This is a genomic window from Pannonibacter sp. (assembly GCF_051860505.1).
GTDB lineage: Bacteria > Pseudomonadota > Alphaproteobacteria > Rhizobiales > Stappiaceae > Pannonibacter.
In genome coordinates this window covers 154,668-177,526 of the sequence record NZ_JBHYDX010000005.1, presented here as the reverse complement: position 1 = coordinate 177,526, position 22,859 = coordinate 154,668, and the positions used below count along the sequence as shown (strand labels likewise).

At 62.3% G+C, this 22,859-nt stretch carries 22 protein-coding genes; 2 read left to right on the top strand and 20 right to left on the bottom strand.

The window, feature by feature from the left end; genetic code table 11:
• Window positions 1-70: 70 nt before the first annotated feature.
• The 13 genes from trmB to ACTIFE_RS05530 all read right to left on the bottom strand — a co-directional run bounded on the left by trmB (window position 71) and on the right by ACTIFE_RS05530 (window position 12,764).
• Window positions 71-757, bottom strand: a complete 687-nt coding sequence (gene trmB / locus ACTIFE_RS05590; protein WP_439528170.1) for a tRNA (guanine(46)-N(7))-methyltransferase TrmB — start codon at window positions 755-757, stop codon at window positions 71-73.
• Between the two features lie 79 nt (window positions 758-836).
• Window positions 837-2,009: a methionine adenosyltransferase gene (gene metK, locus ACTIFE_RS05585; protein ID WP_439528169.1), complete on the bottom strand. Its 1,173-nt coding sequence runs from the start codon at window positions 2,007-2,009 to the stop codon at window positions 837-839.
• Between the two features lie 152 nt (window positions 2,010-2,161).
• Window positions 2,162-2,569, bottom strand: a complete 408-nt coding sequence (locus tag ACTIFE_RS05580; protein WP_106752779.1) for a helix-turn-helix domain-containing protein — start codon at window positions 2,567-2,569, stop codon at window positions 2,162-2,164.
• 246 nt (window positions 2,570-2,815) lie between these two features.
• Complete coding sequence (gene lnt, locus ACTIFE_RS05575; protein WP_439528168.1) at window positions 2,816-4,432, bottom strand: apolipoprotein N-acyltransferase; 1,617 nt, start codon at window positions 4,430-4,432, stop codon at window positions 2,816-2,818.
• Window positions 4,433-4,556: 124 nt separating this feature from the next.
• Window positions 4,557-5,654: a transporter associated domain-containing protein gene (locus ACTIFE_RS05570; RefSeq protein ID WP_439528167.1), complete on the bottom strand. Its 1,098-nt coding sequence runs from the start codon at window positions 5,652-5,654 to the stop codon at window positions 4,557-4,559.
• 8 nt (window positions 5,655-5,662) lie between these two features.
• Entirely contained in the window at window positions 5,663-6,217 is a 555-nt protein-coding gene (gene ybeY / locus ACTIFE_RS05565; RefSeq protein WP_439528166.1) for an rRNA maturation RNase YbeY, read from the bottom strand.
• Window positions 6,214-7,230, bottom strand: coding sequence for a PhoH family protein (locus ACTIFE_RS05560; protein WP_106752783.1), 1,017 nt, complete (start codon window positions 7,228-7,230; stop codon window positions 6,214-6,216). The genes ybeY and ACTIFE_RS05560 overlap by 4 nt, the downstream gene beginning before the upstream one ends.
• A gap of 65 nt (window positions 7,231-7,295) precedes the next feature.
• Complete coding sequence (gene miaB / locus ACTIFE_RS05555; RefSeq protein ID WP_439528165.1) at window positions 7,296-8,834, bottom strand: tRNA (N6-isopentenyl adenosine(37)-C2)-methylthiotransferase MiaB; 1,539 nt, start codon at window positions 8,832-8,834, stop codon at window positions 7,296-7,298.
• A gap of 158 nt (window positions 8,835-8,992) precedes the next feature.
• A complete protein-coding gene (locus tag ACTIFE_RS05550; protein ID WP_439528164.1) occupies window positions 8,993-9,847 on the bottom strand; it encodes a lysophospholipid acyltransferase family protein in 855 nt (284 codons plus the stop codon).
• A complete protein-coding gene (locus ACTIFE_RS05545; protein WP_439528163.1) occupies window positions 9,834-10,286 on the bottom strand; it encodes a Fur family transcriptional regulator in 453 nt (150 codons plus the stop codon). Before ACTIFE_RS05545 ends, ACTIFE_RS05550 begins: the two co-directional genes overlap by 14 nt.
• Before the next feature lie 42 nt (window positions 10,287-10,328).
• Entirely contained in the window at window positions 10,329-10,817 is a 489-nt protein-coding gene (locus ACTIFE_RS05540; protein WP_106752785.1) for a GNAT family N-acetyltransferase, read from the bottom strand.
• Window positions 10,814-11,494 carry a tRNA (adenosine(37)-N6)-threonylcarbamoyltransferase complex dimerization subunit type 1 TsaB gene (tsaB, locus tag ACTIFE_RS05535; RefSeq protein ID WP_439528162.1) on the bottom strand — a complete coding sequence of 227 codons (681 nt, stop codon included), beginning with the start codon at window positions 11,492-11,494 and terminating at the stop codon, window positions 10,814-10,816. The genes ACTIFE_RS05540 and tsaB overlap by 4 nt, the downstream gene beginning before the upstream one ends.
• A 130-nt stretch (window positions 11,495-11,624) precedes the next feature.
• Window positions 11,625-12,764: a LysM peptidoglycan-binding domain-containing protein gene (locus ACTIFE_RS05530; protein WP_439528161.1), complete on the bottom strand. Its 1,140-nt coding sequence runs from the start codon at window positions 12,762-12,764 to the stop codon at window positions 11,625-11,627.
• A gap of 710 nt (window positions 12,765-13,474) precedes the next feature.
• Between ACTIFE_RS05530 and ACTIFE_RS05525 the strand changes: the two genes are divergently transcribed.
• Window positions 13,475-14,071: a TIGR00730 family Rossman fold protein gene (locus tag ACTIFE_RS05525; RefSeq protein ID WP_439528160.1), complete on the top strand. Its 597-nt coding sequence runs from the start codon at window positions 13,475-13,477 to the stop codon at window positions 14,069-14,071.
• A 202-nt stretch (window positions 14,072-14,273) separates the two neighbouring features.
• Entirely contained in the window at window positions 14,274-15,521 is a 1,248-nt protein-coding gene (locus ACTIFE_RS05520) for a GGDEF domain-containing response regulator (protein ID WP_439528159.1), read from the top strand.
• A 65-nt stretch (window positions 15,522-15,586) separates the two neighbouring features.
• Here the strand turns inward: ACTIFE_RS05520 and ACTIFE_RS05515 are convergent, their stop codons facing one another.
• The 7 genes from ACTIFE_RS05515 to ACTIFE_RS05485 form a co-directional block, all read right to left on the bottom strand.
• On the bottom strand, window positions 15,587-16,147 hold the full coding sequence (locus ACTIFE_RS05515) for a NifU family protein (RefSeq protein WP_439528158.1): 561 nt from the start codon (window positions 16,145-16,147) through the stop codon (window positions 15,587-15,589).
• A 138-nt stretch (window positions 16,148-16,285) separates the two neighbouring features.
• Window positions 16,286-16,780: a universal stress protein gene (locus ACTIFE_RS05510; RefSeq protein ID WP_439528157.1), complete on the bottom strand. Its 495-nt coding sequence runs from the start codon at window positions 16,778-16,780 to the stop codon at window positions 16,286-16,288.
• 55 nt (window positions 16,781-16,835) lie between these two features.
• Entirely contained in the window at window positions 16,836-18,617 is a 1,782-nt protein-coding gene (locus ACTIFE_RS05505; RefSeq protein WP_439528156.1) for a SulP family inorganic anion transporter, read from the bottom strand.
• A gap of 206 nt (window positions 18,618-18,823) precedes the next feature.
• A complete protein-coding gene (locus ACTIFE_RS05500; RefSeq protein ID WP_439528155.1) occupies window positions 18,824-19,717 on the bottom strand; it encodes an MBL fold metallo-hydrolase in 894 nt (297 codons plus the stop codon).
• Window positions 19,718-19,814: 97 nt separating this feature from the next.
• The gene (locus tag ACTIFE_RS05495; RefSeq protein ID WP_439528154.1) at window positions 19,815-20,255 is read right to left on the bottom strand and encodes a DUF6691 family protein; all 441 of its coding nucleotides are present in this window, start codon (window positions 20,253-20,255) and stop codon (window positions 19,815-19,817) included.
• A 3-nt stretch (window positions 20,256-20,258) separates the two neighbouring features.
• Window positions 20,259-20,690 (bottom strand): YeeE/YedE family protein, encoded by a 432-nt coding sequence (locus tag ACTIFE_RS05490; protein ID WP_439528153.1) that lies wholly within the window; start codon window positions 20,688-20,690, stop codon window positions 20,259-20,261.
• Window positions 20,691-20,799: 109 nt separating this feature from the next.
• The gene (locus ACTIFE_RS05485; RefSeq protein WP_439528152.1) at window positions 20,800-22,818 is read right to left on the bottom strand and encodes a VTT domain-containing protein; all 2,019 of its coding nucleotides are present in this window, start codon (window positions 22,816-22,818) and stop codon (window positions 20,800-20,802) included.
• Window positions 22,819-22,859: the final 41 nt, after the last annotated feature.

Genomic DNA, 22,859 nt, shown 5'->3' with positions numbered 1-22,859 from the left:
ACGCGCCTGACGCCAAAAAGCAAGGAAAAAGCCGCCACAGTGCAGCGACGGCTTTTCATCCTACAACGACCTAGCGCCTCCGAAAGGTCAGGTAGCGCGGATTTCGCCCCTCTCGAAATGCCTTCGCCTCATAGCGCGTGCCGGGCCAGGTCGGCCACGGCAGACGCCAGTCATCGGCGGTTTCCGCCGCCCAGTCAAAGGCTTCGTGATCACGGATGTGGCGTAGCGCCCAATCGACATAGGTGTCGATGTCGCTGGCGAAGCGAAAGTCCGATCCCGGCTTCAACGCCCGCGCATAGCGGTCAAGGTTTTGCGGATTGATGAAACGCCGCTTCCAGTGCCGCTTTTTCGGCCAAGGGTCCGGATAGAGCTGGTAGGCCCGCGACAGGCTTGCTTCAGGCAGCCAGTCCAGCAGCTTGATCGCGTCATCATCATAGAGACGAACATTCCCAAGCCCCCGGTCCACCACTTCCGTCAGCGCCTTGGCCATCGACGTGACAAATGGCTCGACGCCGATGAAGCCAACTTGCGGGTTTTCAACCGCGCGGTGGATCAGATGCTCACCACCGCCAAAACCAACCTCCAGCCAGACTTCTTCGACCGGCGCATCGAACATCGCCGTAAGGTCCGCTGGCGCCGGCTGGCCGAGATCCGGGCGCAGGCGCGGCATGTCACTGTCCATCAACAGGCGCTGGCGCGGTGTGAGCGGCTTGCCCATGCGCCGGCCGTAGAAGGAGCCATCGTAATAGTCGGTCATCGCCGTGTGCTGCATCTCAAACAGCCGCGCCGACCACCTTTCAGCGGCCGGCGCGGGGATGTCATCAGGTCATGAAGGATCAGGCGACCGCGCTGCGCAGGGCGCTGACGAGATCGATCTTTTCCCAGGTGAAGCCGCCGTCGGCATCCGGCTCGCGGCCGAAGTGGCCGTAAGCTGCGGTGCGCTCATAGATCGGGGCGTTGAGCTTCAGATGCTCGCGGATGCCGCGCGGGGTCAGGCGCATGACATCGCGCAACGTGCTCTCCAGCTTGGCCTCATCACAGGTACCGGTGCCATGCAGGTCAACATAGACCGACAGCGGCTCGGCAACGCCGATGGCGTAGGACAGCTGGATGGTGCAGCGGTCCGCCAGTTCGGCCGCGACAACGTTCTTGGCCAGATAGCGGGCGGCATAGGCAGCAGAGCGGTCGACCTTGGTCGGATCCTTGCCGGAGAACGCGCCGCCGCCATGCGGAGCCGCGCCGCCGTAGGTGTCGACGATGATCTTGCGGCCGGTCAGGCCACAGTCGCCGTCCGGACCGCCGATGACGAAGGCACCGGTCGGGTTGACGTGCCAGACGGTCGAGGGATCGATCCAGCCGTCCGGAAGTGCGGAGCGGATGTAGGGCTCGACGATGGCACGCACGTCGGATGAGGACAGCGTTGCGTCAAGATGCTGGGTCGACAACACGATAGAGGTCACGCCAACCGGCTTCCCGTTGACATAGCGAACGGTCACCTGGCTTTTAGCGTCGGGTCCGAGCACCGGCTCGCGGCCTGACTTGCGAGCCTCGGCGAGAACGCGCAGGATCTTGTGGGCATAGTAGATTGGCGCCGGCATGAATTCCGGCGTCTCGCGGCAGGCGTAACCGAACATGATGCCCTGGTCGCCTGCGCCTTCGTCCTTGTTGCCAGCGGCATCAACGCCCTGGGCGATATGCGCCGACTGACCGTGCAGATACACGGAGATGTCGCAGTTCTCCCAGTGGAAGCCTTCCTGGGCGTAGCCGATGTCCTTGACCGCGAGGCGGGCGAGGTGGGCCAGATAATCCTTGGTGATGGTCGCCGGGCCGCGGGTCTCGCCGGCGATGACGATCCGGTTGGTGGTCGCCAGCGTTTCGCAGGCAACACGCGCTTCCGGCATCTCGCGCAGGTAAGCGTCAACGACGGCATCGGAAATTCGGTCGCATACCTTGTCCGGGTGCCCCTCGGACACGGACTCGGAGGTAAAGAGATAATCCTGACGGGCCATGGCCTGACGTCCTTCTGGGAAAGTTGGTCCGGAACCAGCGGAGAACCCGCCGCTCCCGTGCGCCATGAACCAGATTGCAACGGGTGACGTCAAGCACTGCGCGCTTGGGACCTCACCTGATGGTTACGGTTCCCGCGCAGTGCAGCCGATGTTCAGGCTTCTTCGCCAGCCAGGGCGCGAACAAGATCAACGATCTTGCGGCGGACCTTCGGATCCTCGATGCGGACGAAGGCCTTGTTCAGGGACAGGCCTTCCGAGGAGGACAGGAAGTCGACGACATAGGAGGTCGGCTGTGATTCGCCAAAGCCTTCGAAATCATCCGGGGAGCCAGGTGCATCCTCGAAGAAGAAGGCCACCGGCACTTTCAGCACGGTTGAGATGTGCTGCAGGCGGGAGGCACCGATGCGGTTGGTGCCCTTTTCATATTTCTGGATCTGCTGGAACGTGATGCCGAGGGCTTCGCCCAGCTTCTCCTGGCTCATGCCGAGCATCATGCGCCGCAACCGGACACGACTGCCGACATGCACATCAATCGGATTGGGTGCTTTCTTGCTGGGCATCGCCGTCGTCTTTCGCTGTTCCCGCGGTTGTCCGCCTTGGTTTCAAAAAGGGCGCTCAGGTCCCCGGCGGCCTGCCCGGCGCTGTCCTGATCCATCCGGCTTGCCCGCCGATGCTGATCCCGGATCACCGCCCGGCCATGCCAGCGCAGTTCCTCAACCATCATGCCCTTACCGACGCCCTGGTCACTGCCACTTGGTGGTGCATCGGTTGTATAACACTATGCTGGCGGACTCGCCGGATCAACATCAATTATGACGCGAGGAGAGGTTGAATCGGCCGAAAGTAAAAATCCCAGTAAAAAGCAGCAGGATGAAAAGGAAGCCGAGGTCGCCATATCGGGCAAACAGCGTCGGCGCGATGGCCGCAGGGAGCGGTGTGTCTATTGCCCCGACGACGAAAGGGGCAAGGGCCTCAACTTGCCGGCCATAGGAATCGACAACGGCTGAAATACCGGTGTTTGCGGATCGAACCAATGGCAGCCCCTGCTCGATGGCCCGGAAACGGGCCTGGGCAAAGTGCTGGTAAGGGCCGGCTGTGTCGCCAAACCATGCATCATTCGTAAGATTTACCAACCACTTGGGCCGATCGGCGAGTGAGCCCGGGATTTGCGGAAAGATCACCTCGTAGCAGATCAGGGGCGAAAAGGATGGCAGATCGCCCGAGGACAGCACAGCATGGGCATATCCGGCCTGAAACGGGCTTGGCGCATTCACGAGCGCCCGAAGTCCCAGCCGCTCCAGCACATCCGCAAAGGGCAGATACTCACCAAATGGCACCAGACGGACCTTGTCATAAGCATCCACAATCGTGCCGCCGTCTAAAATGCCGTAGATGCTGTTATAGTAATTTACACCATCAGGGTTTCTTTCAGCCCTGATTGCTCCCGTAATCAGCACCTCCCCAGGTTGGAGAAGGTTATCTATTTCCGAAATAGCTTCCGGCTCCTGCGTCAGAAGAAAAGGAAACGCGGATTCCGGCCAGACATACACACGCCGGGTTGTTGACATTTCCTCACCACCACGTGCAGACGAACTCAACTCCAGATAGCGCTGAAATATCAGAGACCGGTTTTCCGGCTTCCACTTCTCGTTTTGCGCGATTGAAGGTTGTATAATGCGCAGCGTGATGCTGTCATCGACTTGCCCGGCTGTGCCATTTAGTCGCACCAGCCCCCAACTGGACATCGCGGCAAGACCCGCAACCATCACAGCAAGGCCGCCAATTGCGGATCGGCGGCCGTCGACCAGAAGTGCCGGAGCTGCGGCAAGCGCGAGGATCAGGGCGCCAACACCATAGACACCGACCAGGCTCCCGGTCTGTGCCAAAGTCAGTGTATCGGCCGTCACATATCCGAAGGCGTTCCACGGAAACCCGGTCAGCACATGCCCTCTGAGCCAGTCGGACACCGACAGACAGCCAGCCAGGACAACGACCCTGCTCCAGTTGTCCGGCCAGATGCGGGTTGCCAGCGCCACTGCCAGCCCATGAAACAGAGCCAGTCCAGCCGGAAGCAGTGTGACGGCAAAGGGTATCATCCAGGCAAAGCGGTCCGCCTCGACAAGAAAAGCGCTGCCGATCCACCACAAACCAGCAAGGAAATAGCCAAAGCCAAACCACCAGCCGATAGCAAATCCTGCCCGCAGGCGACGTCCGGAGGACAGGGTTCCCGGGGCCCCGGCAGCACCGTCGATCAGCCAGACCAGCGCCGGCACCGCCAGAAAAAAAGCAAGCAAATGACCGAAGGGCGGCAGGGCAAGTACACAGGCAGCACCAGCGGCAAAGGCAAGAAGCCAACGTTTGGCGCCATGGGCCAGCAGAAACAGGCCCGGAACGACAAGAAGGCGGGCAACAAGGGTGGACATGACGAATCTTTCCGGATCGGGCAATCGGGCTACAGTTGCGGCCCGAGCCGCTTGCGGTCAAGCGTGCCGGAAAGTTCAGGGGGCCGGCGCGCCGCGATGACCCATCCGATGCCCCGCCGCCGGGCTAGCTTTCCGGCAAATTGTCCTCGGCCGGCTTGTCGCCGCGTTTTTGACGCCGACGCGGATCGATCGCCGCCTTTTCCGGGCGGCGGCGACGAATACGCAACCGTTTGATCCGCCGGGGATCCGCATCAAGGATTTCGAACTCGTAGCCCGGAACCTCCTTCGGCGCGATCAGCTCGCCGCGCACCGGCACGCGGCCCAGAAGCGTGAACAACAGGCCGCCCAGTGTGTCGACTTCCTCGGCAACCTCTCCGACGTTGAACTCGGCGCCAAGCTGCTCGGACAGGTCTTCAAGTGGTATCCGCGGATCCGCTACCCAGATGCCGTCGCTGGTCGCAACCAGCATAGCCTCCTCATCCTCGTCGTGCTCGTCTTCGATGTCCCCGACGACGGTTTCGACGATATCTTCAAGGGAGACGAGGCCGTCGGTACCGCCATATTCGTCGATCACCAGCGCCATCTGCACGCGGCTGGCCTGCATCTTGGCCATCAGATCGGTCGCGGGCATCGAGGCCGGTACGAACAGAAGAGGCCTTTGCAGGCCAGTTTCAGCGAGGGTCATTGCAAGGTCGACATGGGACAGGTCGATGGACAGGTTACGTCCGTCGCTCTCGTCGGCCGGCTTCCCAGCACCCGCCTTGGCGGCGACAAAGGCCATCAGATCCTTGATGTGGACCATGCCGCGCGGGTCATCGAGGGACTCATGATAGACCGGCATGCGGGAATGGCCGTTTTCGCGGAAGACTTCCATCAGCCGGCCTAGGCTGACGCTGTCATCGATAGCCTCGATGTCAGCGCGCGGCACCATCACGTCGTCGACGCGCAGTTCCCGCAAACGCAGGATATTGCCCAAGAGCAGGCGTTCCTCGGGGGAAAAGGCAGCGTCGGCACCCGCATCACGCGCCAGTTCGTCTTGCAGGTTCTCGCGCAAAGTCGCGCCTGAACCCCGGCGCAATCGTGAAAAATACCCGATCAGTCGGGAAAAGAGCCCCGATTTCCGGGGCTCAGGAGATCGCGGATCGCCGCTCTCCTTGGTGTCGACCGGCGCTGCCGGCTGAACAGACTGGGTCTCGATACTTCGACTGTCAGAAACGGTCATGGGTCCCGTCAATCAATTGGATGCGCCGCCCCGGTGGCAGGCTCATCTGCCACAAGCGGAGCATCGGCATAAGGATCTGCAATGCCAAGATCGGCCAGAATCTGCCGTTCAAGGCCTTCCATCACCTCGGCTTCGGCTTCCATCTGGTGATCATAGCCGAAAAGATGAAGGAGTCCGTGGACAACAAGGTGAGAAAAATGATGCTCGAACGAAACACCCTGGTCCACGGCTTCGCGGGCAATGGTTTCCTGCGCGAAAATCACATCACCCAACAGGGGGCCGAACACACCGTTCGTCGCCTCGCCGCCGGGAAAGGACAGCACATTCGTCGGCTTGTCCTTGCTCCGCCATTCGGCGTTCAGTTCCTGGATCCTTGCGTCATTGACGAAGACAAGTGACAGCTCGGACCCGGGCAAGGCCTTCAACGGCGCGCGGGCAAAGGCGGCGGCCACCGCCGCCTCGCTGAGGTCGAACAACCGGTCCTCGTCAGGCCAGTCGCCGCTTTCAATCGCGATTTCAATCTCGATATCGTCAGCCGTGGCCAGACCCGGCAGTGCCGTCATACCCGTTCTCCCCGCGCATCAATGCGGCGTTCGCGTTCCTGCAGCATATCGCGGCTGGCATCGTCATAGGCCTTGACGATCCGTCCGACAAGTTCATGACGCACCACATCGACATCGGTGAACTGAACGTGGGCGATGCCCTCGATGTCGGTCAGAAGCTCCAGTGCCTCGCGCAGGCCCGACTTTTGTCCGGGCGGCAAGTCGACCTGCGTCGGATCCCCGGTGACGATCATCTTGGAATTTTCACCCAGACGCGTCAGGAACATCTTCATCTGCATGGTCGTGGTGTTCTGCGCCTCGTCCAGCAGCACCACCGCGTTGGACAGGGTTCGGCCGCGCATGAAGGCCAGCGGCGCCACTTCGATCATGCCGGACTGCAGGCCACGGTCGACTTTTTCCGGCGGCATCATTTCGTAGAGCGCGTCGTAAAGCGGGCGCAGGTAGGGGTCGACCTTGTCCTTCATGTCACCCGGCAGGAAGCCGAGCCTCTCGCCCGCCTCTACAGCCGGACGTGACAGGATCAGGCGCGCCACGTCGCCGCGCTCGATCAAGGCTGCCGCATACGCAACCGCGAGGAAGGTCTTTCCTGTTCCGGCCGGTCCCGTGCCGAAGATCATGTCGGCCCGGTCCATGGAGCGGATATAGGCATCCTGCGCCGCCGTGCGGGCCACCACCGTCTTGCGCCGGGTCGAGACCTGCGCAAAGGAGAGCCGCGAGCGCGGCTCCAGCGTCGGCAGGGGCAACTGCGCATCGGCGGCGACCGCCATGCGCACCGCGCCGTCGACATCCGCGGGATGGATCTCGTGGCCTTGTTGCAGGCGATGATACAGCGCCTCCAGGGCAAGCCGGGCCTGTTCGCACTGGCCATGCTTGCCTTTCAGGGTCACCTGATTGCCGCGCGCGACCGCGTCGACACCAAGACGCTGTTCGATCAGGGCGAGGTTCTGGTCGAACTGCCCGAACAGGTCACCGATCAGCCTGTTGTCATCGAAGGCAAGGACGATGTGGGTCATGTCTGAGGCGGGGACTGCGCCCCGGTCTGCAGGGAACTTGCGAGCCGATGGCTGGCTGTCACGCGTCAAATGGCGTCCTCCGTGCTGGCGGCCGGGAGCCCGGCTGCCTGATCATTGTGCCCTGCGTTGAGGCGTCCGAACAGGGAATTGGAGCTGATCCCGGTTATTTCCACGGTTTGGATGGTACCGAGCATATCGAGCGGGCCATCCACCTGCACCGGCTGCAGCCAGGGCGAGCGGCCGGTGATCTGCCCCGGCATGCGTCCGATCTTTTCGAACAGCACGTCCATGTGCATGCCGACGCGCGAGCGGTTGAACACCCGCTGCTGCTCCGTTAGCAAAGCCTGCAACTCCAGAAGCCGTGATGTCTTGATGTCTTCCGGAACCTGGTCCGCCATCGTGGCACCCGGGGTACCGGGCCGCTGGCTGTACTTGAACGAGAAGCAGGCGGCATATTCCACCTGCCGCACCAGATCCATCGTGTCGGCAAAATCCGCGTCCGTCTCGCCCGGGAACCCGACGATGAAGTCGCCGGAAAGCGCCAGTCCCGGCGCCTTGGCCCGGATCCGGTCGATCAGGCGGAAGTAATCATCCCGCGTGTGCTTGCGGTTCATCGCCGCCAGGATCCGGTCCGAGCCGGACTGCACCGGCAGATGCAGATAGGGCATCAGTTCCGGCAGCTCGCCATGCGCCTCGATCAGTTCATCATCCATGTCGCGCGGATGGCTTGTGGTGTAGCGCAGCCGGTCCAACCCAGGGATTTCGGCCAGGCGCCGCAACAGACGCCCAAGGCCCCAGGCCTTGCCGTCGGCACCTTCGCCATGCCAGGCGTTTACATTCTGGCCAAGCAGCGTGATCTCACGCACGCCGCTGGCGGCCAATTGTTCGGCTTCCCGCAGGATCTGCGGCAGTGAACGGGAAACCTCTGCCCCGCGCGTATAGGGCACCACGCAAAAGGTGCAGAACTTGTCGCAGCCTTCCTGCACGGTCAGGAAGGCGGAAGGTGCGCGTTTGATTGCCTGTCGCAGCGCCTGGCCATCCGACTGCCGGGTCAGGGCCTCGAATTTTTCGTCAATCTCGAACTCGGTCTCGACGAGGCCACGCTCACCGCGTTCGGCCCGGGCAAGAAGGTCCGGCAAGCGGTGGAAGCTCTGCGGCCCGAACACCATGTCAACCACCGGGGCGCGGCGGGCAATTTCGCGGCCCTCCGCCTGGGCAACACAACCGGCAACGCCGACCATCAGCGGCTTGCCATCCGGGCCACGCTCATCCTTCAGCTTACGGATGCGGCCAAGCTCGGAATAGACTTTTTCCGATGCCCGCTCACGGATATGGCAGGTGTTGAGGATGACAAGATCGGCATCCTCCATCGTGTCGGTGGTGCGATAGCCTTCGGTGCCCAGGACATCCGTCATGCGGTCGCTGTCATAGACATTCATCTGGCAACCATACGTGCGAACGAACACCCGCTTGGTGTTCTCGCCGGCCGGGCCGGCTTCGGCACGGCGGCTGACAATGGCGTCCTCTGAACCTTCGACGCCGCCATCTCTAGCGTCGGGAAGGGCATGGCTTGTCATAGTCAGGTGACGCGGCTGCTCGGTCATATGGTCCTCGCCGGTACCGGCACGGCGCCTGACAGCGCGACCTGGCACACGGATCGTGTGAATGTAAGGCAATACATGTGACGGTTTGCCGTCACACCAAGGGGTTTCCCTGAATTTCCCTGCTTTAGCGGCTTTTGCCGCGCTTGAGAATAGCCGGCTCAGTCAACTGCCTCTGTCTCGCCGGCTGGCGCGTCCAGCGGCAGGGCTTCAAGGTCGGTGTCATCCGGGTTCACAGGACGGCCCGTCAACGCGGACGCCGTCATCGCGCTCACCTCCCGATGTAGCCGTTGACTCAGCTGCTTTCGGTCAGCGCCGGCGTCCAGCCGCAGCGGCTCACCCCAGGTCAGGGTCACATCCAGCGCGCCCTCGCGCACAATGGACCACAGATGACCGGCCAGTTCCATATCGCCATACCAGGCCACATGCGGCCGGGTGCGGCGATCCATCGGCAATCCTTGCAGGTGCGTATAGGCGATGGACAAGGGCTGGACCTGGACCGGTCTGCCATCTGCAAGAGCCTTGGTCGCCGCGCCCAGCAAGGCCGAGCGGAATGGCAACACGCCATTGCCATCATTCGAGGTGCCCTCGGCAAAGAGCACCATCACATCCCCGTCACCGATCCGCTCTGCAATACGGCTGGCCACCGCGCCGGTCTCGCTGCGCCGGGTGCGGTTGACGAAGACGGTCCGCTGCAGACGGGCAAACAGCCCGAACACCGGCCATCCCTCCACTTCAGACTTGGCAATGAAGGAGAGCGGCATCACAGAGCCCAGCACAGTGATGTCCACCCAGGAGGCATGATTGGCGGTGACCAGCAACGGACGGTCCGCCGTCGCCCGGCCAATCTGGTGAATTCGGATGCCAATCAGACGGGTGGCGATCCGGTGCCAGAGGCACGGCAAATGGCGCTTGATGGACCAGTCGAAGCGCAGCGCCAACCATTGCATCGGGATCATCGCCAGCGAGACGACGGTCAGCAAGGTCAGCGCCAGTCCGCCCCTAAGTGCCATCATCGGCTGGTTCCTCAGTGTCCCGGTCGAGCGGAACGGCATAAAGTTCGAGACGGTGGTCGACGAGCCGATAGCCCAGACGCCGCGCGATCAAGTCCTGCAGTGCCTCGATATCCTCCGAACGGAACTCGATCACCTTGCCACTGCGCAGATCAATCAGGTGGTCATGATGCTCTTCTGGCACGGTTTCGTAGCGTGAACGGCCGTCGCGAAAATCATGCCGTTCGATCATGCCGGCATCCTCGAACAACTTCACCGTCCGATAGACCGTCGAGATGGAAATCCGGGCATCGAGGGCAGAGGCACGACGATAGAGTTCCTCCACATCGGGATGATCGCTCGCCTCTTCGATCACAGAGGCGATGATGCGGCGCTGATCGGTCATGCGCATGCCCTTGGCAACGCATTGATCCGCGAGCGTGGATTGCCGCTCATCCGTCATGGCTCGCCCCCTGGTTCGTTGCAGCCGTTTCTTTGCCAGCGATTAACGAAGATCGACCCGCATGACAAGCGCGGTGCCGCCGCCTTCGCTGTCGCGGTAATACCCCTTGCGTTCACCGACCTGGCGGAAACCCAGTGCCTTGTAAAGCAGCAAGGCCGCTTCATTCGCCGCATCCACCTCGAGAAACAGGCTCTTGCAGCGGTCGCCATAGAGGCGGAACATGCCGTCCTGCATCAGGCGTTTGCCGATGCCGCGGCCGCGATGGCGCGGGTCCACGGCCAGTGTCAGCACTTCGGCCTCATCTGCCACCTGGCGCAGCAGCAGGAAGCCGAGCGGCCGGCGTGTCCCATAGGGGCTGGCCCTGCGGGCCAGCAGCAGGGTCGCCCCGTCCTGATCACGCAGCCGCGCCAGTTCGTCCGCGTCCCATTGATGGGCAAAGGACTGGCCATGAATTTCGGCAAGTGCCGGAAGATCATCGTCCAGCGCAACTTCGATCACCGGGGGAGAGGTCCAGAACCACCAGAAGCTCATATCCGTTCGATCCTTCCCCGGGTTTGAGGTTTGGCGTCCGCCGGCCGAAGGTAAAGAGGCACCGGCGCCGGAGCATCAGCCGGAGCGGCGAGGCCAAGGCGGGCAATCGTGCCAATATCCACTTCTGCAGAGGCGGACAGCACGTGCTCAGGGCCAAGGCCCGCAGCCGCCGCGATCGCCGGGGCCGCCGATCCGGCAAGCCGCCAGTCCTCCGTGAGGCTGCCTGCCAGGTCGTCAACCAGCGCCACATGCGCAGGATCCTGCAACGTGCCATCGAGCCTGTACCGGGCGGTATAGACCTCGTTTTCCCGGGCGCTGAGCGCCACCAGGAGGGGATGACCAGCACTTCGGCTTCCCTGTTCCATGGCAATCGCATCCAGAGTCGACACGCCGACAACCGGAGTGTTCTTCACCAGGGCAAAGCCGCGCGCCACAGAAAGCCCGACCCTCAGGCCGGTAAAACTGCCAGGGCCATTGGTCACGGCAATGCGATCAAGGTCCGCAAAGTCGCAGCCGGCCTCTGCCATCACTTCCGCGATCATGGCGAGCAGCATTTCGGCGTGACCACGCCCGATCATCTGCGACCGGCGAACCAGCTGGACTTGGGTCCCGTCCTGGAGCAGAACCGCTGCGGCACAGGTGGTCTGCGCTGTATCAATCGCAAGAAGCCTCTTCATGCCTATCGCTTAGTTCGCCAGGACGCGCTTGTCGAGCCGGGCTTTTGACTTATGCCCCACGCGGCCAGTTTCAAAAGACAATGGCCCGGCACTTGGCCGGGCCATTGCAGATGGATGGCCGAGCGACAGCTTACTCGGCTGTCGCAGCAGGGGCTTCCGGGGTCAGGAACACTTGCCCGGGGTAAATCAGGTCCGGGTTGCGGATCTGGTCACGGTTGGCCTGGTAGATCGTGGTGTAACGGTAGCCGTTCCCATAAAGCCGACGGGAGATGTTCCAGAGGTTGTCACCCTTGCGGATGACGACATTTGGTGTCGGACGCGGCTCTCCGTCAGCCTGTGCCGTTTCGCCGGGCTTCGGCTCCTCGACCTTGGACAGGACGATTTCGTCCTCAACCGCCTTCTCGAAAGTCACCGCAGCACGCGCCAACACTTCGCCAGTCTTGCGCGATACCTGGTCGACCCGGATCTCGACTGACCCGACAGGGACCTCGGTCCGGCTTTCATGCAGCCAGTTGCCACTGTCACTGCCATCGACATCGCCAGCATGCTGGTCGGCGACATAAACCCGCAGCAGAGCGCCGGGCGCGCTGGTTCCAGCCGCATAGAGCGTCCCGTTTTCAGACTCAACTGCTTCCACCGTCAGCGGGCCGGCGATCTCGGCTGCCGGAGCTTCGGGTGTCACAGGCGCAACAGGGGCGGCCGGTGCCGCAGGCTCTGCCACGACGGTCGCAGTGTCTGCAGTTGGAGCCGGGATTTCCGCCGCAGGCGCTGCTGCAGAAGCCTCAGCCGCTGGCGCCGGTGGCGCAGCTTCTGCAGGTGCTTCCACCGGCGTCGGCGAGGCAGCCGGAGCCGGAACAGTGGCGGGCGTTTCAGCTGCTGCTACGTCTGCTGCAGCCGGGGCCGGAGCCGGCTCAGCAGCCGGAGCGGGAGCGGGGGCCTCGGCCACTTGGAGCGGGGCCGGCTCAGGCGTCTGCAGCACGCTCGATGGTGCGTCTGGTGTGTTGAGCACGATCAACGGCCGGTCCTTGCCCCCTTCGGGGATCGAGACCGCCAGACGTTGCTCCGAATCCAGCGCCTTGCCATCGCGTTCAGACTGCAACTGCATGTCATAGTCGCCCGGAGGCAGCGGGTTCTCCAGAATGATGGACCACTCGCCATCCTTGTTGGCAATGCCCTTGCCGACAACTGCGCCATTGGCAAGCAGAGCGACGATCGCGCCCGGTTCGGAACGGCCGGCGATGACCGCCGCTCCATCCGGCTGGATACCCACAACGTCAAAGCTGGGAACATCAGCGGGCTGGCTCGCGGGATCTGTCGCCGCAGGTGCTTGGCTCGGGGCCGGAGCTTGAGCAGGGGCCTGAGTGGGTACCTCGGCTACCGTTTCCTGAGCCTGACCAGCCTGAGGCGCTGCGTTCGGCGCCGAAGAGGACTCCGATCCCGATGGGGCAGCCGCGGGAGCCGGAGCTTGCGGGGCTTCAGCCACGGTAGCCGGTGCGGCAGGCGCCTGCGTTTGTGGTGCCTCTGCTGCGGGTGCCTGTACTGCAGGTGTCTGTACTGCAGGTGTCTGTACTGCAGGTGTCTGGGCAGGCAGCTCCGCCAGCGGTGCGGGCGACTTGTCCGGACCGAAGTTGAGAACACCTGTCACAACAGCCGCAATGCCGACCACTGCGGCAACGACAAGGCTCCAGATCACGCCTGTTCGCGTCATTTATTAGACCCCACCCTTGGCGGTGCCCACCACCGCCTGGCCTTTCGACCACCCTTACCTAACGTTACAGCCCGGCAAGGGTTTTTTCCCGTCAACTTACGGACTTGTCACAGATTTTCTGCCAAGTCCCTCATCTGCTGCTTTATACGTCTTTACGCAGTGCGGCAAGCAAAGCTCGTTTGTTAACCGACCCTTCATTGCTGTCTGCATCGTTTGAAACGATTGCGGGCCGGACTTGACGGCGCCGCTCCCTCAATGTCAGACAGTCGAGCATGAAACTTCTCAAAAGCGTCTGCGTCTATTGCGGCTCGAGCAATGGCCGAAATCCGGTCTATATCGAAGCGGCCCGTCAGTTCGGCACAGCCTTGGCTGTTGCCGGCGTGAATTGCGTCTATGGCGGCGGCTCTATCGGCCTCATGGGAACGGTCGCGCATTCGACCCTCGAGGCCGGCGGTCACGTAACGGGCATCATCCCGCAGTTTCTTGAAAAGCGCGAAGTCATGCTGCGCGAAGTAACCGACCTTATCGTTACCGACGACATGCATGAGCGCAAGCGCCTGATGTTCGAAAAGTCAGACGCATTTGTCGCCTTGCCAGGCGGCATCGGCACGCTTGAAGAGGTTGTCGAGATGATGACCTGGGCGCAGCTCGGCCAACACCGCAAGCCGATCCTGTTGGCCAATATCGACAGTTTCTGGTCACCCCTGCTCGAGTTGATGGACCATATGCGCACGGAAGCATTCATCCGCCCCGAGACAGAGGTTCCGTATCTGGTCGCCGAGCGGATCGAAGATATCCTGCCGATGCTCGAAACTGCGGTGGCGGCTGCATCCGGTACCGTCCAGGATGTTTCGGTCGCACATCTCTAAATCTGCTTTCGCGCGAAGGATCGCCTGATCCTACATCCGCGCTTGGACAGAAGTGCCGCGCGCGTGCTGCCCTTGTGGCATCACGTCTCACGATCCTGTCATTTTTTACATGAAACTTGATTCCGCTGCGTCAGATACTAACTCTTTCTTCGTGATTCGCGCGCAATTGTCTGGGACAAATCCAGGAGCATCAGGAACGCGGATGCAGACGATCCTCCTTGTTGAGGATGCTTCCTTCTTCGAGAAGGCGGCCCTCAAGAAGCTGACCGAAATCGGCGAACATCATGTGCTGGTTGCCCGTGACTATGCCGAGGCTAAGGATATTCTTGCCTCGGCCGCACAGACGCCGGATCTTGCCCTTGTCGACCTCACGCTGCCCGATGCACCGGACGGCGAGATCGTTGATCTTTGCATTGGCAACAACATTCCAACAGTTGTGTTCACCAGCCGGTTCGAACCACGCCTGCGTGCGGCCATGCGCCAGAAGGGTGTCCTCGACTATGTGGTCAAGGACAGCCCGTCGAGCCTTGAGTATCTCGGAGAACTGGTTCAGCGTCTTGGCCGGAACCCTTCGATCGGTGTTCTGGTGATCGATGATGCATCCGTTGAACGCGCTGTACTGGCCGAGACGCTGTCACGTCATCGCTACAAGGTCTATCAGGCCCGTTCCTCCCATGAAGGGCTGGAGCTTCTTGCGGCAAATCCGGACATCAAGCTTGTTCTGGTCGACTACTTCATGCCGGACGAAGATGGCTTTGCTTTCCTGAAGACGGTGCGTCGCAAGTACGGTCGCGAGAAGTTGGCTGTCCTTGGCATGTCCGGCCTTGAGGACACGGAGAACCGTATCCGTTTCCTGAAGTATGGAGCGAGCGACTTTCTGCAAAAAAGTTGCCCGCCGGAAGAGCTTCTTCTTCGAGTTTCGCAGAACCTTGACGTGATCGATCGTTTTGCGACGCTCTCGGACCGTAGCCTGCGCGACACGCTGACCGGCCTCTACAATCGCCGGTATCTCTTCGGTGAAGGCGTTCGGCGCTGCGAAACCGCTGCCCAGCAGAAACAGCCGGTGTGGCTGGCCTTGATTGATGTCGACGAGTTCAAGTCGATCAACGACAGCCGTGGCCATGGAGCTGGCGATGAGGCCCTGCTGCTGCTCGCCAGCGAACTGAACCGCCTGACCGTTGAAAACGGATTTGCCGTGCGGATCGGCGGGGACGAATTCTGCGCCATCATCGGCAGTTCCAGTGAAGCAGAGGCGCGTGCGTTAATCGAGAAGTTCCGGGTTCAGCTACAGAACCGCGATGTCGTCCGCGATGATCAAAACTTCCGCATCACCGTCAGTATCGGCCTTGCCCGGGTCGTGGGCGGCGACGTTTCGGAGGCGTTGCGGATCGCCGATACCTATCTCTATTCTGCGAAAAGCGCCGGCCGCAACCGTCTCGTCGCATCCTGACGTTCCGTCTACTCCAGACAGCAAAAAGCCCGCCGAAGCGGGCTTGGCTGCCGGTTGACCACGCCTCAGATTGAGCGGACTTCCTCGACTTCCGGAACGAAATGGCGCAGCAGGTTCTGGATGCCGTGCTTCAGGGTGGCTGTTGACGAAGGGCAACCGGCGCAAGCGCCGCGCATCGACAGATAGACGATGCCTTCTTTGAAACCCTTGAAGGTGATGTCACCGCCGTCTTGCGCCACGGCTGGCCGCACGCGAGTCTCGATCAGGTCCTTGATGACCGTCACGGTTTCCGCGTCGCCCGCCTCGAAAAACTCCTCGCCGTCCCCGTCTTCAGTTCCGGCCGATGCCAGCATGACCGGCTGGCCAGACATGAACTGTTCCATGATCGCGCCGAGGATGGCAGGCTTCATATGCTGCCAATCGGTGTCGTCCTTGGTGACGGTAATGAAGTCATGGCCAAAGAAGATAGCCTGTACGCCCGGCACCGCGAACAAAGTCTGTGCCAGCGGCGACATTGCGGCCTCATCCGCAGAACGGAAATCGCGTGTTCCTTCTGGCAGGACCACGCGGCCCGGAAGAAACTTCAGGGTCGCCGGGTTCGGCGTCGCCTCGGTCTGGATGAACATCAGTGTTGTCCTCAGTCGAACGTTCGGGGCAGCGCTCAATCGACTGGCGGTGGCTGGTCGGAAAAGCCCCAGGTTGGAATTCTTGTAAACTAGATAGACCGCTGAAGCCAGAGGTCAAGCCGGTGTGTGCCAGATGGCTCAGGCCAGAGCTGCGATGGCATCATCATCAAGGTTGCCGGGCACGATGGTGATCGGGATCGGGAAGTGACCGGCTGCCTTGCCGGCAATCTGGGTGACCAGCGGGCCGGGTCCATCAGAGCTGAGCCCAGCGGCCAGCACGAGAATGGCGATATCCGCATCCGACTCAATCAACGTGATGATCTCGTCAGACATGTTGCCCTCACGGATCACCAGCTCAGGTTCGGTTCTCGCGACCGAGCGCACCCGATCCGATGCCTTGGCGAGGGTCGTTTCGGCAAGCTCCTGTGCTTCGGCCCGCATGATATCCTCGACGCCCAGCCAATGCTGGAAGTCGCCGGGAGCGATCACGAACAGGAGCACGACCACGCCGCCCGTGCGGGCGGCGCGCTTGGCGGCGTAGACAATCGCGCGATCACATTCCGGGGTATCGTCGACGACAACCAGGAATTTGCGGCGATGTCCTTCTTCAAAACTTTTGCGTACAGCGACCATGCGCGCATGCTGCCATTGCCAGGGCGTTGCCGCAAGCGGGGCAACTCGCCGCGCCTCAGATCTCCGGCCCGCTCCACAGGTCGCTGGTGGCCATCGCCTTCGGATTGCGCGCCTCCGCCACATGGGCGGTCTGCGGATCAAGGGTGCAGAACGCCTGATACTGGGTCAGAAACACCTCTCCCGTGAGGTGCTGCAGGAAATCCGTCCGCTGCAACCGATCCATCACCGGGCCCTTGACCTCGGACAGATGAAACTTGACGCCGGAATCCTTCAGTCTCCGGTTCAGCTCCTCCAGCGTCTCGAAGGCACTGGCGTCGATGACATTCACCGCCGGGCACATCAGCACCACATGCGCCAGCGAGGGCCGCTCGGCCACGAGTTCGAGGATGCGGTCTTCCAGAAAGCGGCTGTTGGCGAAGTAAAGGCTTTCGTCGACGCGCACGCTCAGCACCTTCGTTCCGGTCAGCACCCGGTGGCGCTGCACATTGCGGAAGTGCTCGGTGCCGGGAACGATACCAACCACCGCCATGTGAGGCCGGCTGGTGCGAAACAGATACAGGAGCACAGACAGGACGACGCCGGACGTGATTCCGGCCTCCACACCGACACCAAGTGTCAAAAGGATCGTAGCGGCCATCGCGGCAAAGTCACTCTTGGAATAGACCCAGGTGCGTTTCAGCGCCTTGAAATCCACCAGCGACAGCACGGCGACGATGATTGTCCCGGCCAGGGTCGCCTGCGGCAGGTTGGCAAGCAGCGGCGTCAGGAACAGGGTCGCAAGCGCAATGCCGACTGCGGTATAGGCACCGGCCGCCGGCGTCTCGGCCCCGGCGTCGAAGTTCACCACAGAGCGGGCAAATCCGCCGGTCACCGGATAGCCGCCGGAGACGGCCGCGGCGATGTTGGACGCGCCGAGCCCGATCAGCTCCTGATCCGGCACGATCCGCTGCCGCTTCTTGGCAGCCAGTGTCTGCGCCACAGAAACGGATTCCACAAACCCGACCACGGAGATCAGCAGCGCCGGACCAGCCAGATCCAGCCAGAGCTTTGCGTCGAAGGGCGGCAGGGTCGGCATCGGCAGCCCGGTCGGGATGTCGCCGACAAGCTTCACGCCAAGGTCGCCGAGCGAAAACACCGTCGCGGCCAGCGTCGTTGCGGCAACCGCCGCAACCGGTCCGGCCTTGGCCAGGCTGTCTGCAAGGCGCGGTCGCAGCCCGAAGGAGATCAGCAAGGGTTTCAAGCCCTTGCGCACCCAGAACAGGAACGCGGTCGCGCTGACGCCGATGACGAGGGTGATCAGGTTGATCTCGCCGAGCCGCGACAGCACCGAGCCCATGATCTCGACCATCGTGTGCCCGCCGCCGCCAATGCCGAAAATGTGCTTCAACTGGCTCGCGGCAATCAGCAGGCCCGAGGCCGTGATGAAGCCGGAAATGACCGGATGCGACAGGAGGCTGGCGAGAAAGCCGAGCCGGAACAGGCCCATGACCACCAGCATCAGGCCGGACAGGAAGGCAAGCGCAATGGCGGCGCCAAGATATTCGGCCGTGCCCTGCGCCGCCAGTTCCCCAACCGCCGAGGCGGTCATCAGGGAGACGACCGCCACCGGGCCCACCGCGAGCGCGCGGCTCGTGCCAAAAATCGCATAGGCGACCAGCGGCAGGATCGAGGCATACAGTCCGATCTCCGGCGGCAGGCCGGCCAGCAGAGCATAGGCAAGCGACTGCGGAATCAGCATGATCGTGACGATGACGGCAGCGATCAGATCATTCGTCGCCGTGTCGCGGGTGTAGGTCGTGCCCCAATCAAGGATCGGAAAGTAACGCTTCAGGTTCATCTGCCCCGGCCATCCGCTGCCTCGCCTGCGGCACCGGCAGTCTCCCCGGAAGATCAGGTTCCCGGAGCCGCCATCCCGTCCATGGCACGCGGCTCCGGTCCCCTTCGCCCCGGTCCTTTTGAAAGAACGATCCTCTTCAGGCCTTGGCACCTGTGACGGTGCCATCCCCGGTTGCGGATCGCAAGACCGCCGGGACCACTGCCAGCTCAAAGCCCGTTGATCGGCACCTTGAGATAAGTCTTGCCGCTCTCGTCGGCCGGCGGCAGCTGGCCGGCGCGCATGTTGACCTGCAGCGACGGGATGATCAGCTTCGGCATGTCGAGGGTGGCGTCGCGGGCGGTACGGAAGGCGATGAACTCGTCCCGCGTTTTGCTGCCGCCAACATGGATGTTGTGGACCTTTTCCGCCCCGACGGTGGTCTCCCACTGAATGTCGCGGCCGTTGGGACCATAGTCGTGGCACATGAACAGGCGCATGTCGTCCGGCAGGGCGAGAACCTTCTGGATCGAATCATACAGCACACCGGCATCGCCGCCGGGGAAGTCCGCACGGGCCGACCCGCCATCGGGCATGAACAGCGTGTCGCCGACGAAGGCGGCATTGCCGGCCACATGGGTCATGCAGGCCGGGGTGTGTCCCGGCGTGTACATGACGAAGCAATTCATGGTCCCGATCCGGTAGGTATCGCCATCGGCAAACAGCTTGTCGAACTGGCTGCCATCGCGCTGGAACTCGGTGCCTTCATTGAAGATCTTGCCGAAGGTTTCCTGCACGACGGTGATCTTGTCGCCGATGCCAAGCTTGCCGCCCAGCTTGCCCTGGATATAGGGCGCGCCGGACAGATGGTCGGCATGGACATGCGTCTCAATCAGCCACTCCAGCTTGAGCCCGTTGCTCTCGATGAAGGCTATGATCTTGTCCGCCGAGTCATAGGTGATGCGGCCGGCGGCGTAGTCGATGTCCATCACGCTGTCGATGACCGCACAGGACGTCGATGCCGGATCCTTCACCACATAGCTGATCGTGTTCGTGGCCGGATCAAAGAACGCGGTCACCTCGGGCTTCACGGACATGTCGACAGGATAGGACAACGCGCTCATCAGGTGCTCCATTCGGGGCCCAGTGGATCAACGGCCACTGGCGTGTTCCGTTTCGGATAGCAAACGGCCAGAGACGACCGGCCGCTTCTTGTTTCTGTTACTCGCCGGGCGCAAGCTTCTGGCGGGCCTGTAGGCTGGAAAGCACGCGGGCGGCTATCATTCCGGCGACAATGGCTGCGAAGGCAATCCAGGGCGCGCTGTCGCCAATGCCAAGCGCCGGGACCAGGCCACCCGGGCAGAAACCGGACAGGCCCCAGCCGATGCCGAAGACGGCGGAACCACCGACCAGCTTGACATCAATGTCCTTGCGCGTCGGCACGAGGAAGCGCGGTGCAAACATCGGCTGAGCGGAGCGGAACACGAGGCGATAGCCGATGGCCGTTACCACCAGCGCTCCGCCCATGACAAAGGCGAGGCTGGGATCCCATGTCCCGGCTATATCGAAGAAGTTCAGAACCTTGGCGGGATTGGCCATGCCGGAGAGCATGATACCGAGACCGAAGACCAGTCCGATGACCAGAGCAGAAACGAACCGCATAGCTTAGCCTCCGAACACATGGCGAACGAGGAAAACGGTGACGCCGCCGGTCGCCATGAAGCTGAGCGTGGCGACAATCGAACGCGGCGACAGACGGGAGATGCCGCAGACGCCGTGTCCACTGGTGCAGCCGGAGCCGTAGGTCGCACCGATGCCGACGAGGAAGCCACCGATGACCAGGGCTGTCGTGGAGACGGGCACTTGGATCTGCGGCATGGACCCGGTAACCAGCATCATGGCGGCCGGTGCAGCGATCATTCCGATGAGGAAGGCTATCCGCCAGCCCCAGTCGCTGTCGCCGGAACCGGGCAAGAAGGCACCCAGGATGCCGGTAATGCCGGCGATGCGGCCATGGGTGGCCATCAATGCGACGGCCGCGAGGCCAATCAATGCGCCGCCTGCCAATGACAGGAACGGCGTGAATTCGGTCGGCATGTTCGAACCCCTCTTCACATGCAAAGGCTGGCCCGACAGCAAGCCCCTCTAGTTCCGAATATATGAAATCAACTCGCCTACGCCAAGTCTTATTTTCAAAAACACGAAACTATTCGATCGCAGGGGCAAGGTCGGGCAACAGCACGGTCTGGGTACCGTCGGTCCGGGTGCGCACGACGGCGCCAGGAAGCGCGGTAACCGGGTTGTCCGCCAGAGCAGGCGCCGGCAAATCGATCATGGTGCTCGAGAATTCACCGAGGGGGTGCAGGATTTCCTCGCGAAGCAGACCACCGGCATAAAGCGGCAATGTGTTGCCATTTGCGTCAACAACATAACTCGTTGGCCAGAGGCGCAGCACCCAGCGCTTGCCACCGACACCGCCGTTGGGGTCGTCACGCATCAGCGCAAGCGCTGCATAGCGGCCATTGTGGGTCCGCGGCAGCGTGGGCAGGTCGTCCGGTGTCGTCTTGCCTTCGACAAAGCCGGTGGCCGACTTGACCGTCCAGTCCGGCGGACGGCGCCAGCCGTCGGCTTCCAGTCGCTTCGACAGCGCGTCGAGGCTGCCCGCGTACTGAATGACAAGCGGCTCCTTGAACTCGCCGCTGAGACCGATGCGGCGGCCCGAGACCAGGGTCCAGTCGTTAGTCATCCAGGCATCCAGCGCCAGCGTTTCCTCGCGGGCGACAGGACTGTAGTCCACCAGCGCTTGCGGCAGGTTGCGGGTAATGTGCCAGGCGCCAATGCTGGTCAGGGCAACGGCCACAAGACCGGACAGCACGCCGCGGCCGATTTTCTCGTTATGGATCGACCCGAAGACGAAGGCAAAGACGGAGACCATAGCCGTGCCGAACAGCAGGCCGGCGATCACGTCCGTCGTCCAGTGCACGCCGAGATAGACCCGCGAGAAGCCCATCGTCAGCACATAGATCGCCGTGATGGTGAAGACGCCAGCCTTCACCCAGGCCGAGCGATCATGGGCGACCAGAACCGCAATGATGCCGAACAGCACCGTTGTCAGCGTTGCGTGGCCGGAGGGGAACGAGTAGGCATGCACACCCTCACTGAGGTCAATCGGCCGCTCGCGCAGGACGATGCCCTTCATCAGCGGCACAAACAGCGCCGCACCGGTCATCGAGATCAGGAAGCCAGTGGCGCGTCGCCAGGCCTTGCGCAGGAACAGGTAGCCGGCGACCACAAGGGTGAGCAGGAAGATGATGAACCCATCGCCCAGCATGGTAACTGGCACGAGGATCCGGTCTCCGATGGGCGTGCGCAGCGTATCGAACAGGTTACGGATGGCCACATCAGCCTGCACCAGGCTTTCGCCCGGCCCGACTTCACTGATCAGCCAGAAGAACAGCGGCATGGTGACGAGCAGCACGGCGACGGAAGCCAACATACCCACGGAACGCGGATGTACCGGATCGAAGGTCCGCGCCACCCACTGCGAAACCCGGTCTGGACGCCGTGCAAACCAGCCGACCACAGCGATGTGGGTCCCCGGAAACAGCGGCATCACGATCTGGATCAGCCAGCGGCCAAGCATGATGATGACGAACAGGATGACACAAAGCCCGCCCAGCACCGCCGCCAGACGTCCGGAGACCTCGCCGATGGCGCTGAGCACCGTTCCCGCCAGGAAGCCCGGGCCCAGATGCACGATCGACCAGGCAATGGCCGAGGTGATGTTGACGAAAGTGAAGTACCAGAAATTCATGCCGACCATGCCGGCGATGCCCGGCACAACGGATTTCACGCCCGGTACAAAGCGACCGATGAAGATGCTCTTGCCGCCATGCAGCCGGAAAAAAGCCTCGCCTTGCGCCATCAGGGCCGGATAGCGCGACAGCGGCCAAAGCCCGCGCAGCTTGTCCTTGTAGACGCAGCCAACCCAATAGGATGCAGCATCACCGACAATGGCTCCAAGGGTCGTCCAGATGAAAATGGACCAGGGGTCGAGCTTGCCGAGCCCCACAAGGGCGCCTGCCCCCACCAGCACAACGGTGCTGGGTACGAACAGTCCGACGATAAACAACGCCTCGCCCATCGCGATCAGGAAAACGATGATCCCCGCCAGCTCCGGATTGTCGCCCAGAAACGTCACGATCTGGTTCAGGTACTCTGTCAAGTCGCGTGTCCGTGCAAGGGCTGGGCGCAAGGTCCTCTGTC

What these genes read in the sequence shown, in the direction of transcription:
- ACTIFE_RS05510 (WP_439528157.1), bottom strand. Translation starts at nt 16,780, where the DNA reads ATGGTCGCTGTACGCAAAAGTTTTGAAGAAGGACATCGCCGCAAATTC.
- ACTIFE_RS05545 (WP_439528163.1), bottom strand. Translation starts at nt 10,286, where the DNA reads ATGACGGATGAGCGGCAATCCACGCTCGCGGATCAATGCGTTGCCAAG.
- ACTIFE_RS05490 (WP_439528153.1), bottom strand. Translation starts at nt 20,690, where the DNA reads ATGCCGACCGAATTCACGCCGTTCCTGTCATTGGCAGGCGGCGCATTG.
- ACTIFE_RS05515 (WP_439528158.1), bottom strand. Translation starts at nt 16,147, where the DNA reads ATGTTCATCCAGACCGAGGCGACGCCGAACCCGGCGACCCTGAAGTTT.
- ACTIFE_RS05495 (WP_439528154.1), bottom strand. Translation starts at nt 20,255, where the DNA reads ATGCGGTTCGTTTCTGCTCTGGTCATCGGACTGGTCTTCGGTCTCGGT.
- ACTIFE_RS05540 (WP_106752785.1), bottom strand. Translation starts at nt 10,817, where the DNA reads ATGAGCTTCTGGTGGTTCTGGACCTCTCCCCCGGTGATCGAAGTTGCG.
- ACTIFE_RS05505 (WP_439528156.1), bottom strand. Translation starts at nt 18,617, where the DNA reads ATGAACCTGAAGCGTTACTTTCCGATCCTTGATTGGGGCACGACCTAC.
- ACTIFE_RS05520 (WP_439528159.1), top strand. Translation starts at nt 14,274, where the DNA reads ATGCAGACGATCCTCCTTGTTGAGGATGCTTCCTTCTTCGAGAAGGCG.
- metK (WP_439528169.1), bottom strand. Translation starts at nt 2,009, where the DNA reads ATGGCCCGTCAGGATTATCTCTTTACCTCCGAGTCCGTGTCCGAGGGG.
- ACTIFE_RS05500 (WP_439528155.1), bottom strand. Translation starts at nt 19,717, where the DNA reads ATGAGCGCGTTGTCCTATCCTGTCGACATGTCCGTGAAGCCCGAGGTG.
- ACTIFE_RS05560 (WP_106752783.1), bottom strand. Translation starts at nt 7,230, where the DNA reads ATGACCCACATCGTCCTTGCCTTCGATGACAACAGGCTGATCGGTGAC.
- tsaB (WP_439528162.1), bottom strand. Translation starts at nt 11,494, where the DNA reads ATGAAGAGGCTTCTTGCGATTGATACAGCGCAGACCACCTGTGCCGCA.
- miaB (WP_439528165.1), bottom strand. Translation starts at nt 8,834, where the DNA reads ATGACCGAGCAGCCGCGTCACCTGACTATGACAAGCCATGCCCTTCCC.
- lnt (WP_439528168.1), bottom strand. Translation starts at nt 4,432, where the DNA reads ATGTCCACCCTTGTTGCCCGCCTTCTTGTCGTTCCGGGCCTGTTTCTG.
- ACTIFE_RS05580 (WP_106752779.1), bottom strand. Translation starts at nt 2,569, where the DNA reads ATGCCCAGCAAGAAAGCACCCAATCCGATTGATGTGCATGTCGGCAGT.
- ybeY (WP_439528166.1), bottom strand. Translation starts at nt 6,217, where the DNA reads ATGACGGCACTGCCGGGTCTGGCCACGGCTGACGATATCGAGATTGAA.
- ACTIFE_RS05570 (WP_439528167.1), bottom strand. Translation starts at nt 5,654, where the DNA reads ATGACCGTTTCTGACAGTCGAAGTATCGAGACCCAGTCTGTTCAGCCG.
- trmB (WP_439528170.1), bottom strand. Translation starts at nt 757, where the DNA reads ATGACCGACTATTACGATGGCTCCTTCTACGGCCGGCGCATGGGCAAG.
- ACTIFE_RS05550 (WP_439528164.1), bottom strand. Translation starts at nt 9,847, where the DNA reads ATGATGGCACTTAGGGGCGGACTGGCGCTGACCTTGCTGACCGTCGTC.
- ACTIFE_RS05525 (WP_439528160.1), top strand. Translation starts at nt 13,475, where the DNA reads ATGAAACTTCTCAAAAGCGTCTGCGTCTATTGCGGCTCGAGCAATGGC.